At 37.9% G+C, this 11,945-nt stretch carries 7 protein-coding genes; 3 read left to right on the forward strand and 4 right to left on the reverse strand.

Features of this window, described 5'->3' with window-relative positions:
- Nucleotides 1–344 precede the first annotated feature (344 nt).
- Genes M2470_RS03870 through M2470_RS03880 form a run of 3 tightly spaced genes read left to right on the forward strand, consistent with a single transcriptional unit; the run spans nucleotide 345 to nucleotide 6,603 of the window.
- Nucleotides 345–3,434 (forward strand): TonB-dependent receptor, encoded by a 3,090-nt coding sequence (locus M2470_RS03870; RefSeq protein ID WP_280743869.1) that lies wholly within the window; start codon nucleotides 345–347, stop codon nucleotides 3,432–3,434.
- Nucleotides 3,435–3,445: 11 nt separating this feature from the next.
- The gene (locus tag M2470_RS03875) at nucleotides 3,446–5,032 is read left to right on the forward strand and encodes a RagB/SusD family nutrient uptake outer membrane protein (protein WP_280743868.1); all 1,587 of its coding nucleotides are present in this window, start codon (nucleotides 3,446–3,448) and stop codon (nucleotides 5,030–5,032) included.
- A 32-nt stretch (nucleotides 5,033–5,064) separates the two neighbouring features.
- Nucleotides 5,065–6,603: an ADP-ribosylglycohydrolase family protein gene (locus M2470_RS03880; protein ID WP_280743867.1), complete on the forward strand. Its 1,539-nt coding sequence runs from the start codon at nucleotides 5,065–5,067 to the stop codon at nucleotides 6,601–6,603.
- Between the two features lie 256 nt (nucleotides 6,604–6,859).
- Here M2470_RS03880 and M2470_RS03885 read toward each other — a convergent pair whose 3' ends face one another.
- The 4 genes from M2470_RS03885 to M2470_RS03900 all read right to left on the reverse strand — a co-directional run bounded on the left by M2470_RS03885 (nucleotide 6,860) and on the right by M2470_RS03900 (nucleotide 11,937).
- Nucleotides 6,860–7,660, reverse strand: coding sequence for a metallophosphoesterase (locus tag M2470_RS03885; RefSeq protein WP_280743866.1), 801 nt, complete (start codon nucleotides 7,658–7,660; stop codon nucleotides 6,860–6,862).
- 135 nt (nucleotides 7,661–7,795) lie between these two features.
- Nucleotides 7,796–9,115, reverse strand: coding sequence for an ATP-binding protein (locus tag M2470_RS03890; RefSeq protein WP_280743865.1), 1,320 nt, complete (start codon nucleotides 9,113–9,115; stop codon nucleotides 7,796–7,798).
- A gap of 30 nt (nucleotides 9,116–9,145) precedes the next feature.
- A complete protein-coding gene (locus M2470_RS03895) occupies nucleotides 9,146–10,570 on the reverse strand; it encodes a hypothetical protein (RefSeq protein ID WP_280743864.1) in 1,425 nt (474 codons plus the stop codon).
- A complete protein-coding gene (locus M2470_RS03900) occupies nucleotides 10,570–11,937 on the reverse strand; it encodes a DUF4062 domain-containing protein (RefSeq protein WP_280743863.1) in 1,368 nt (455 codons plus the stop codon). The genes M2470_RS03895 and M2470_RS03900 overlap by 1 nt, the downstream gene beginning before the upstream one ends.
- Nucleotides 11,938–11,945: the final 8 nt, after the last annotated feature.

The following is an 11,945-nucleotide window of genomic DNA, read 5'->3' on the forward strand; positions in this document are numbered from 1 at the left end:
TTTATTGTATATAACGATGAAGAAAAAATCGCAGCCATGCGATCTGCAAAACGCATGGCTGCAATTCCAAAAACGCATGCATGCATTTTGAGAAAAGGATACATGCGATTTTTACTTTGTTGTAATCTATTGATTTTTATAGGTCTTAATTGAATTTTAGATCTGATACGTGAAATGGTATGTTGAACCTAAAAAATATATGCTTATGGAATAACCTTTAGTAAAAACAAATCGGGAAATGATATTTCATTTTCCGATCTATTCTACATTTTAGTTAACCACTCTTTCGTGTGTCTGGAAAACAAAAACGAAAGAATCATTTTAATTATAAAACATTCAAAAGTATGAAAAAAAAATCAGATGATGGTTGGATACTGTTAATGAAAATAACACACATTATGAAATTCACATCCATCCTAATCCTATTTTCTACAATTTCTGTATTCGCTGAAGCATCCCTGAAGAGCGATGAAATAAGCCAACAAACAAAAGCTATATCAGGGAAGGTAACCGGCACAAATGATGAGGCAATAATTGGCGCAAATGTTACAGTAAGAGGAACTACGACTGGTACTATTACAGACATAGATGGGAATTTTACCTTAAATGTTCCCCCTAATTCCGTTTTAGTGGTCTCGTATATAGGCTATATTACGCAGGAAATTCCTGTAGGTAGCAGCACCAATATCTTTATTATATTAAAGGAAGACACACAGGCCTTAGATGAAATAGTTGTAGTAGGCTATGGTGTACAACGAAAGATAAGTGTAACCAATGCTATAAGCAGTATCGATTCTAAAGATATCTCCGAACGTAATTCTACAAATACTACGCAGGCATTGCAAGGTAAACTACCCGGGCTGACAGTAATAGACAGGGGAGGGGCTCCAGGAGAAGAGGAACTAACGTTACGAATCAGAGGGGTTACGTCATTAAATGACAATAATCCGCTGGTATTAATAGACGGTGTTCCCGGGAGTTTATCTCAGGTTAATCCGGTAGATATTGAATCTGTATCTGTTTTAAAAGACGCAGCTTCCGCTGCTATTTATGGTTCGAGAGCTGCTGCCGGCGTTGTGCTGGTAACAACCAAAGCTCCTAAAGAAGGAAAGCTTACGATATCATATGATGGCTATGTAGGCTTTGCCCGTTCAAATAACTTACCGGAACATATGGATGCTGTTACTTACATGAAGCATCAAAACACGGCTTATATGAATACGTACGGATACAAATTCTACACAGATGAATACATTCAGCAATGGCCTGCGAATCATGCGAAGGATCCGGAAAGTTATCCGGAACCTAATACTTGGGCCGATGCCTTGTTTAGTACAGCTCCGCAACATAGTCATACGCTAACGCTAAGCGGTGGTAATGAGAAAATCACAAACCGTATCTCCGTCAGATACATGGATCAGGAAGGAGTTCTCCCTAATTATGAATTCAATATTTCGGAGTTAAGATCAAGAAATGAATTCAAAGTAAATAAAAGACTTACCCTTAGCTCGAATATAAATGTTCGCCTGACCGAACGTAAAGGTCCTTATAGCGAGTGGGAGTCTTATAACCGGATGTGGCAAAACAGCCAGTGGGGTGTTCCTGTGTACAAGGACGGATCATACGGACTGTCTGTTGATAGCTATAGCCCGCTTATCAATGCCAAAGAGAGAGGAACCTCAAAAACAAAGAGAGCATACATTATGGGAGTCTTCAGGGGTGATCTTCAGATATTTGACTGGGTAAAACTTAATGCACAATATTCGGCTCAGCTTTACTATACGAATCGTAAATCATTTAACAATAAGTACGATTTTACAGATAAACTCTATCCTGAAAGAAGGACGTTTAATACGATAAACCGAATGACGGACAGGAGAGATTTCTCTCGTGAAGATCAGATTGATTTGCAGCTGATATTTAACAAGAAATTTAAAAAGCATGTATTAAGCGGTATATTGGGATATTCGGAAATACATTATGAAGGAGATAACCTGGAAGGTTACAGGCAGAACTTCTACAATAATGAATTACAAACCATCTCTATGGGGGCTAATGATGCAACCCGGAATGCCACAGGCGGGTATTCGGAATGGGGTTTGCGCTCTTATTTTGCTCGTGCTAACTATGACTATGACGGCAGGTATCTTTTAGAAGTTAATGCCAGATATGATGGATCTTCCCGATTTGCAAAAGATCATCAGTTTGGCTTTTTCCCCTCTTTCTCTGCAGGATGGCGTATTTCGGGAGAAGAATTCTGGGAACCATTAAAAGCAACAGTTAATGAATTAAAGCTAAGAGGCTCGTGGGGAGAAGTGGGTAGCCAACAGGTAGGTCTCTATTCGTTTATGAAGACCTATAATCAGAATAACTATATCTTTAATGAGCAATTAGCTACAGGTTATAGAATTGTGGATCTGGCAAGTGAAGAAATATCCTGGGAAACCACACGACAATTAAACTTCGGTTTGGATGCTTATTTATTGGATAGTAAAATAAACCTTTCACTAGATTATTATAAAAAGAGAACGGAAGACATTTTACTTAGAGCCCCTATCCCCACCGTTATGGGACTTAACCCGACAAATACGAATGCCGGGATTGTAGAGAATAAAGGGTGGGAGTTTTTAGTTGGCTTCCGTCAGCCCTTTGGCGATTTTGGAGTAGAAATGAACTTCAATGCTAACTACAATAAGAATGAAGTTATTAGCCTTGCCGGAACAGGCCCTCATATTTCTGCCTTTGGTAATAGCGATTATCGAACGATAACGACTGAAGGAAAACCGATCAATTCCTTCTATGGATTTGAAACAGATGGTTTCTTCCAGACACAGGAAGAGGTAGATAATTATGCCAAGTGGGACGGTTCTGTAGGCCCCGGGGATATAAAGTATGTAGACCAAAACATGGACGGGGAGCTAACTCCCGAGGATTTTGTCATATTTGGAAACGAAATGCCGGATTGGACATTTTCTTCTAATATGTCTGTTTCGTGGAAGGGCTTGAGACTGGATTTATTCTGGCAAGGGGTAGCCGGATCAGATAAACTGATGACCGGAGCTATCTTGGAACACGGTATATGGGGTGGCTTTACCCATAAGGTATGGGCGGATTACTGGACGCCTGAAAATCCCAATGCTAAATACCCGCGTCCCACGAAATATACCATGAAGAATGCTCAGATTTCAGATTTTTCAATGTTGAATGGTAACTACTTACGCTTGAAAAACATCCGGCTTTCTTATGATATCCCGAAAAAGCTATGTGAGCGGATAAGTATTGATGCAGTAAATGTATATGTGTCGGCAACAAACTTACTGACATTCTCTGCATTAAATAAATATAATATAGACCCGGAGATGATAGAAAGAGGGCAGGAGTCAAGATTCCCTCAGACTTCAGTTACTACAATAGGTCTTAATATAAACTTTTAAATCTGAAGAATATGAAAGCTTATAAAATAATATGTATTAGTCTCTTGGCAATGATAGCTGTATCATGTACCGAAGATTTATTAAACCCGTTACCCAAAGACAGATTAGCCAGTGATTTGTTTTGGAAAACTACAGAAGATGCCGTTTATGCATCAAATGGAGTTTATTCGATACTTGGCGGACAATGGCGATATTCAATGATGGATGCGTACTCGGATCTGTCACATATCATCTTGCAATGGAGATCTGAATCACAGATAGAGAAACATACATTTGATGCCAGTAGCAACGTGGTTGCCGATGAATGGAGCCATTATTACCGGATCGTTCAGGCTGCGAATAACTTCCTGGAGAACGTAGACTTGGTTGAAGAAATAGACAATGGACTTAAAAATCGCCTGAAAGCTGAGGTAAAATCTTTGCGTGCTTTTGCATATATTAATTTAGTTATGCTATACGGGGATGTTCCTTTGTCTACAACAAGTTTGAGTATTCAGGAAGCGAAAGAAATTACCCGGACTCCGGCAAAAGATGTTTGGGATTTTATTTCTGAAGAGTTAACTGCGGCATCGAATGATTTACCTGCAGTACAGGAAGAACGTGGCAGGGTAACTAAAGGGGTAGCCCTTGCTCTGAAAGCCAGAGCTATGTTATATGCCGGAAGGTATCAGGAAGCTAAATCGGCTGCGAAAGCAGTAATGGACTTAGGTGTGCATAAGATATATGATTCCTATGCTGATCTGTTTGACTATGAAGGGGAATCATCCTCCGAAATAATGTTTGCCAGACAGTATACCAAGAATATAAGTCGCCATGATATCTTTAACTTTTACACTCCAAATAGCTTATATACCCAGCGGTGTCAGGCTGTTCCTACCAAACGCTTGGTTGATGCTTATGCCATGAAAACGACAGGTTTGCCTATTGAAGATCCGGCAAGCGGATTTAATCCCAAAGATCCTTATAAAGATAGAGATCCTCGTTTAAGTCATACGATTTATGTGACCGGCGATGTGTTACCTGACGGAAATATATTAAATACCTTGCCGGGTAACGGATCGGGAGATGATATAACAATCTCAGCAGAAAATGTTACACCTACGGGTTGGTATTTCAAGAAATATGTCAGCAATGCCGATTATGCAGATCCTGGGAATTGTGGAGTAAACCTAATATATTTGCGTTATGCCGAAGTGTTGTTGACTTATGCTGAAGCCTGTATTGAACTTGGAGGGGCAGACCTGAACCAATCTGTATTGGATGCTTTAAATGAGATAAGAAAACGTTCGGATGTGAATATGCCGGCTGTAACTACTTTGAGTCAGGCAGAGTTGAGAAAAATAGTCAGACGGGAAAGGGTAGTTGAACTAGCTATGGAAGGACTCCGCCTCTACGACATCAGAAGGTGGCGTATAGGAGAAGAAGTTATCCCCGGAACAGTAAAAGGTATGACGTATGAAAATGCCAGCGGAGCATTAGTGACAGTAGAACTCTCCGGTTATGTTAAAGAATTCAAGGCTGATCGGCACTATCTATGGCCGGTTCCGTTTAGGGAAATAGACTTGAATAATAATCTTACACAGAATCCTAATTATTAAAGAAAAAGAATATTTAATTTAAATTTCAGGTTATGAATAAAACGTTATTTGCAACGATTCTGGTTGTATTTTCATTATCAGTTGCTTGTGCACAGAAGAAATCAGACGCCAAGCAAACAAGAGTGCCTGCTGAAGTAACACTGTCTAAAGCCACATTATTGGACAAGATAAAAGGTGGCTGGGCCGGACAAACCATTGGCTGTACGTATGGAGGTCCTACTGAGTTCCGTTTTAATGGAACGATGATTCAAGACTATGTTCCGATCGAATGGCCGGACAGTTATATTGATTGGTATATGGATAATGTTCCGGGCCTTTACGATGATGTATATATGGATTTAACATTTGTGGAAATATTTGATCGCCTGGGGTTAGATGCTCCTATAGATTCATTTGCTATGGCCTTTGCTACAGCAAAATATCCCCTATGGCATGCTAATCAGGCAGCTCGTTATAATATCTTGCAAGGCATAATGCCTCCGCAATCTGGACATTGGCTGAATAATCCGCATGCAGATGACATCGACTATCAGATTGAAGCAGACTTTGCCGGACTAATGGCTCCGGGAATGCCGAATGCAGCTTCTGAAGTTTCGGATAAAATAGGACATATTATGAACTATGGCGATGGCTGGTATGGAGGTGTTTATGTAGGTGCCATGTACTCGCTGGCATTTGTATCGGACGATGTAGAATTCATTGTAACAGAAGCATTGAAGACAATTCCGGAACGGAGTGTATTCTACCAATGTATGAATGATGTGATAAAATGGCACAAACAATATCCCAATGACTGGAAAAGCACTTGGTTTGAATGTGAGAAAAAGTGGAGCCAGGATATAGGTTGTCCTGATGGTGTATTTGCTCCGTTTAATATTGATGCTGTTATCAATAGTGCTTATATTATTATTGGTCTGTTGTATGGAGAAGGCGATTTCTACAAAACAATCGATATTTCTACACGTTGCGGACAGGACTCGGATTGTAACCCGGCATCATCCGGTGGCATATTAGGTACAATGTTAGGATACAGCAAGATTCCGGAAAAATGGATGAAGAACATCAGAGAAGTAGAAGATAAAGACTTCGCTTATACTACAATGTCCCTGAATGATACGTATAAAATGAGTTATGATCAGGCATTGCAGATGATAGAACGTTATAAAGGCAAAATAAGCGGCAATGATGTAACTATTAAATATCAACAACCCGTAGCAGTACGTTATGAAAAAGCTTTTGAAGGCCATTACCCGGTAAAAGAAATTAGGCTCAATAAGCAAATAGCTGACGTTGGCGAAGTTTCCTTCGACGGTATCGGCGTAGTATTTGGTGGTGGCATACGTTCAAAAGATAATGACTATGTAGCTAAAGTTGAGGCATACATTGATGGCAAATTGGTCGAAACAGTAAACCTTCCAGCTTCCAGCTTAGAGCGTAGGCATGATATCTTCTGGAAATATCAACTCCCCAAAGGCAATCATAAAGTTACTTTCAAATGGCTCAATCCAACCAAAGAAGCAAGTATACATTTTAGCAATGTGCTGATTTATAGCGACGACCCGACATTATAATCCCATATTGCAATCTAAATAAAAAGGGCTGCCGGAATCTCTGGTAGCCCTTTTAACTATTAGTTAGGGTGTGTCTTACTTCACTTCTTCGAAAGAAATGATATGTGAATATCAGTAGGTTATGGTTTTATGGTACAAATACGATACTGATGCTGGATGTACAAATCATCGGTTACATTGTCGTTTTTAATCGTTTGGGTTCATTTTCAACTGCCGTTCATTGTCAATGAACACGCAAGGATAGTGAACATACTCTCTAGTCATACTCCATTCTTCTTTCTCGAAATTCATTTATTTCTCCGCAATCACATAATCTGAAATTGATATCGTAATGCCGTTCTAATTTATGTTCATGAAAATGTCCATAATACCAATCTATTATGTTTTTTTGTCGCTCTTGCAGCTTTGCGAATATAAGATCCATTGTTGCTCGCTCCTGATCAATGACTTGCTCTAAGCCTTCATCCTCTTTTAGCCAAGAACCAATACCCTGTTTGGTGGTTGGATAAGCAAAAGAAGGAATCGTATGCGTTGCCACAATGTCAATATCGTTAGGAAATACACGATTGATTTCGTTTAGCCTTTCCTCATCAAAATAAGGCAATTCAGCGGCACCCCAATAGGTTTTCTTTCCTGTTTGTTGCTCTCTTTCTATCCTATATGTACGGTCAATAGAAGTTGCACCTCCGACACACAAAACATTTGTTGCTCCAACTTGTACAATACTGTAATCCTCTAACAAGTGAATGTGTTTATGCTTTTTGAAACTGCCATTGAAAAAATCAGGGTCATCATGATTCCCTCGAAACATTACTAAGTGATTATTCTTTTTTGATAACCGAAGATTCAGTTTGCGGAATAAAGTCAAATAGTATTCATTTTTATAAAATCCCATGCCAATATCTCCACAGACTATCAGAACAGCATTGTCATATTGATTTAGCTTATAGACAATCGTTTCAAACTCTCCGTGGATATCTCCACAAAAAAGCAATGCATCTATATTTTCAAACCGTATATTATTAAGCATTTCTATCCTGTTGAAATTATCCGACATTTATCCGACACATCTAACGCCAAACCGACATTTCCGCTAATATGCATTTGCCTCATTTGTTGTTGCTCGCTTATGCCAATTTGTCTGTGAACCGATTGATGCAATTATTGTGCAATCGCCGTGCAATTTGTGCAATTATTGTGCAATCAACTCATAGATGCTTCCTGCCCCTTGACCCTTGTTAATCAGAATGCCAAATTCATTCTCTAACTCTTTTAATTCACTGCTTGCCGTGTTTCTTGATACTTCATTCATTTCTTGATACTCCTTATTAGTGATTTTTCCTCTTTCTTTCACATGCTGAACTGCCTTTATCTGTCTTGCATTAAGCCCAAGTTTAACTAATTGTTCTTTAGTAAGATTATCCTTAAAGAGAGTAACTAAGAATCCGCCATCACGCTCAGTCAGTTCGGGTTCAGGAAGCCCTGCCTCCTTGCAGGTCTCAATGATACGAACTGTGCCACGTCCCCAAGAATCAATAAGTCCCCCTTTGAAACAAACATCAGCAATCAACGGATTACGGGGATAGGACGAGTGAACGTGTTTGAGTGACTCCAACGTAATCTCTTCAGGTAGCGTACCATCGTTCCAAATAGTTATCTTATCATCATATACTCGTATCTGAATAAATGAACCCATATATTTACGGTGTACCAGTGCATTGAGAAGCATTTCACGAAGTGCCGGAATAGGATATTCACTATGCTCCAAACGAAGCATGCCCTTAAACTCAATGGAACGAGTAAGGTATTTATGGTCTAACCGCTCCAGTACGTTTTTCAGTAAAACGATTAAATTCCCTTCTTCAACATCTTGAAATCGCAAATCTGCATCTCCTTTAAAACGTCCAATCTTCACAAAGGCATTCGTAGAGAAGCGTCTTGGGTCTTTACCAAAAAGGATTATTGCGGCACGTGTGAGCTCTCCGTTTTTAGTCAGACGTAACTTATCGAAAATCTCTTCCATTGTTAGTCCTTCCACATTCGGCAAACGGTCTTTCTCTTTTGACATTTCCAAATACATTCGGAAAGATCTTTCATCAATATCATCAAAGGTTGCTCTTGGCTCTGTAACTTCATCCCAAGTTAAACCGGAGCGCTTGAGGAGAAACTCATTGAGTGAGGTTCCGGTCAGTTCTTGTTTTACGCTTCCACTACGATAATAATATCTTCCTCGCAATGAGATAGGAACAGAATAAGGCTGAACAACTATTTCAATGTAATGCTTGTCATCTTCTTGTAGAAGATTAACTTCGGCAGTTATTCCCATATTGTTCTTAATCTTATTAGGGATTTCATCCATCAGCTTCTTATAATCTTCCACATCAACAACGTTACCAACATCGTCCTTGCCTATGTAGATCTGTCCGCCTTGTGCGTTGGCAAAGCCGCATATCCATTTCAGATAGTCGTCATGCCAAGAGGACTTGTATTCTATATTTTGTTGTTCGGGCATACTATGTTTGTTTACAGTTTCTAATCCATTTTACATATAAAATGCGTACCTAATTTGCGGCTTGTCTGCTTCGCTTAAATATTTCATAATTTCCCCGACTTTTCGTGCACAAGCAATAGTAATAGGATACTTACCATCAAACTGGGTATTATTCCAATTCATTTTTGATAATGCCAAAACTTCTTCACAAATAACATTTGGCGAAGAATCAAACTCAACAGTTCTTATTTCCAAAGGACTTGGAATGTAAAGTCCGGGGTATGTTTTATAATAATCTACCGACCCTCGTGTATATAAAATATGTGAAGTTTCCGACAAAGAAAACATTGAACCTCTTTGTGGTGGATAAAAACCATCTCTAAAAAAGCGAATATCAGTTTCTTTGATTGTAACAAAATCATAAGAACTTATTCCAGCATCGTTAATGGCTTTTCTAAATCCATCTAACTCATCAATACTGTATTTAGATGACTTGTGCAACACCAACCTTGCTGGTTGAGTGTCTAATGCAAATTTATACTCTTTTAATGCAGATAATAGCAAATCATATGCTTGTTTGTCTGATAAATGTGGTTGCCTATCCTTTTTATCAATTTCTACAGGAGTACCTCGCAATATTACGCCGTTTCCTTTTTCGTTAAAAATTTGTGCTAAACTTGTTTGGATTGACTTTTTATCACGACTTCGATAAAAACTAATTCCAACATAGCAAACCATTGGCAGGTTTATATCTCTTTTTAGTTTCCAAGGAACAGTTTGCATTGCTTTATAGTAAAGCGCAGTACAAAAATTCCACGCTTTTGTTGCTTCGTCTTGCCCTTTGCTTGGATTAGACAATGAGTATTCTCTAATCAACTGTAAAGGTTTTCCCAAAAACATTGTTGAGGCTTTTAGTGCTCTGCGGAAGTTAATCTCTAATTCGGGCTTTTCCTCTGCATCTAACCTTTCTTCGATTTCTTCTTCTGTCTTTTTCTCAATAACAATTTTGTTTTCAAAAGATTTGGGTACAATACAAACTATTAAATCAACCAATTTGTTTTGAGCAATAAACCTTATATGGTCAGAAAATAATTCAACTGCCTGCGTTACACATTCGTTTCTATTCTTAATTTTCAATATTTCTCGAATATCTGTGTTGTTTATAACTCGTGTTATTTCCGTTGAAGTAATAAATTTAGAACGGAAACCGGTGTTTTCGTTAAATCCACAAAAAGAAGTAAATAATTGTGGTTGTTTAGTGTTTGCCTTTGAGGGAATAAAACTTTTGCATCTTTCAAGCCAAGCATTCAATTTTTCAACATCTTCGCTTATGCCAACAATTCCAATAAGTATTTCGGTTTTACGTGCAGTAAATTTTGTGTCATAGACATCATAATTGGCAATACCTTGCCGAGGACAAAAATGCTCATCTTTGCCAAACTCTAAAAGCGGTTCTTCTATAAAGTGGTACTTCATCAGCCAAATAGTGTATTTACTGTATCAAAATCTTCTTTTATTTTGTTGCTTTCATTGTTCAACCAATTTTTTTCCGACAATGCAGGATATATTTGTTCTTTTATTAATTCTTTGAAATGCAAAAATTTATAATTAAATGGTTGTTGCTCAAATAGAGTTGCGTGTTTTTGTGTAATAAGTTGATAAACAATAAATCTTAAATGAGAATATACTTGAGCGTTTTTCTCTTTCCTTTTCAAAAAACTTATTTGTTCAAAACCATAATATGATTTTTTTGAGCCATTGCGAGAAATGAACCATTCTGGATTTATGGACATATACCATTGATTGTCAAATAAATAAAAATTAGCCTTAAAAGCAAAGTGTTTGCAATAAGATATTTTTTCTGGATTTTTCTTTTGCATTTTTACTTCAAAAACCGTTCGAGTTGCTTCTACTTTTCCTTTCCACTTCTCTATTCTTGTCGCTAATTCGTTATGTGAAGTATAAACATATAATTTTTCGTCTTTATACCACCTAACTCCTAAATGGTGCATTTTTCGGGAGAGACATCTACGAAGTAAATTTTTAAATACATTTAGATGGTCATCATTCGTATTGTAGAAATCAAAGGTGTCATATTCTTCAACTGTTCCCAGATCTACTAATTGAGAAAGTCCCAAAGTTCTTTCGCTTAAATCGTGAAACGAAATAATAGAATTTTCAAACAAAATCCAATCATTTGGAACTTTTAATCCATATTGGTGTATGGCTGAGATAACTACATCAAACTGCGTAGCACTTTTCTTTAACCATTTTTCCGTTGTTTTTGAGCCGTCTATAATTGCTTTTCTATCAATGTTTAATTCTGCACGATATAACTTACTCGGAAATTCAACAGACAGAAGGTTGCTGTAAACAGTTTCCGTTGAGCTACTTTTTGCGTAATTTTGTTCCTCTATGTACTGTTTGTAAGATTTTGCTATTTCATCTTCCAGCTCAAAGGCATTATTTACAATTTTCCAAAATCGCTGTGAACCTGCTTTTTCTGCAAATTTGGCTTGTTTTGGTTCTTTTGCATAAGTAGTATTGTAAACAAATATCGGTTTATTTTCCTTGTATGCGGTATCATATTCCAATTCAGTAATTGAAATACCATTTTCAAGTTCCCAACCGTATCTTCCTCCCAAAATCAATATGTAAAAATCGGCCTTTTTCACTTCATCTATGCAAGCATAAACCGAAGGCTTATTTACAGCATTCATAGTGAACTCAGACATAACAGGAATTGCCTGAAGCTTTTCGACCGCTCGTTTTGCTGCTTCCCTTTCATTTGGCAAGTCTTTTACGGTAGAACTTATGAATATGTTGGGTTTAAGATATTTCATTTTGCTTA

The sequence above is a fragment of the Parabacteroides sp. PH5-46 genome, from assembly GCF_029892785.1.
Classification (GTDB): Bacteria; Bacteroidota; Bacteroidia; order Bacteroidales; family Tannerellaceae; genus DFXE01.

What these genes read in the sequence shown, in the direction of transcription:
- M2470_RS03885 (WP_280743866.1), bottom strand. Translation starts at nt 7,660, where the DNA reads ATGTCGGATAATTTCAACAGGATAGAAATGCTTAATAATATACGGTTT.
- M2470_RS03900 (WP_280743863.1), bottom strand. Translation starts at nt 11,937, where the DNA reads ATGAAATATCTTAAACCCAACATATTCATAAGTTCTACCGTAAAAGAC.
- M2470_RS03875 (WP_280743868.1), top strand. Translation starts at nt 3,446, where the DNA reads ATGAAAGCTTATAAAATAATATGTATTAGTCTCTTGGCAATGATAGCT.
- M2470_RS03890 (WP_280743865.1), bottom strand. Translation starts at nt 9,115, where the DNA reads ATGCCCGAACAACAAAATATAGAATACAAGTCCTCTTGGCATGACGAC.
- M2470_RS03870 (WP_280743869.1), top strand. Translation starts at nt 345, where the DNA reads ATGAAAAAAAAATCAGATGATGGTTGGATACTGTTAATGAAAATAACA.
- M2470_RS03880 (WP_280743867.1), top strand. Translation starts at nt 5,065, where the DNA reads ATGAATAAAACGTTATTTGCAACGATTCTGGTTGTATTTTCATTATCA.
- M2470_RS03895 (WP_280743864.1), bottom strand. Translation starts at nt 10,570, where the DNA reads ATGAAGTACCACTTTATAGAAGAACCGCTTTTAGAGTTTGGCAAAGAT.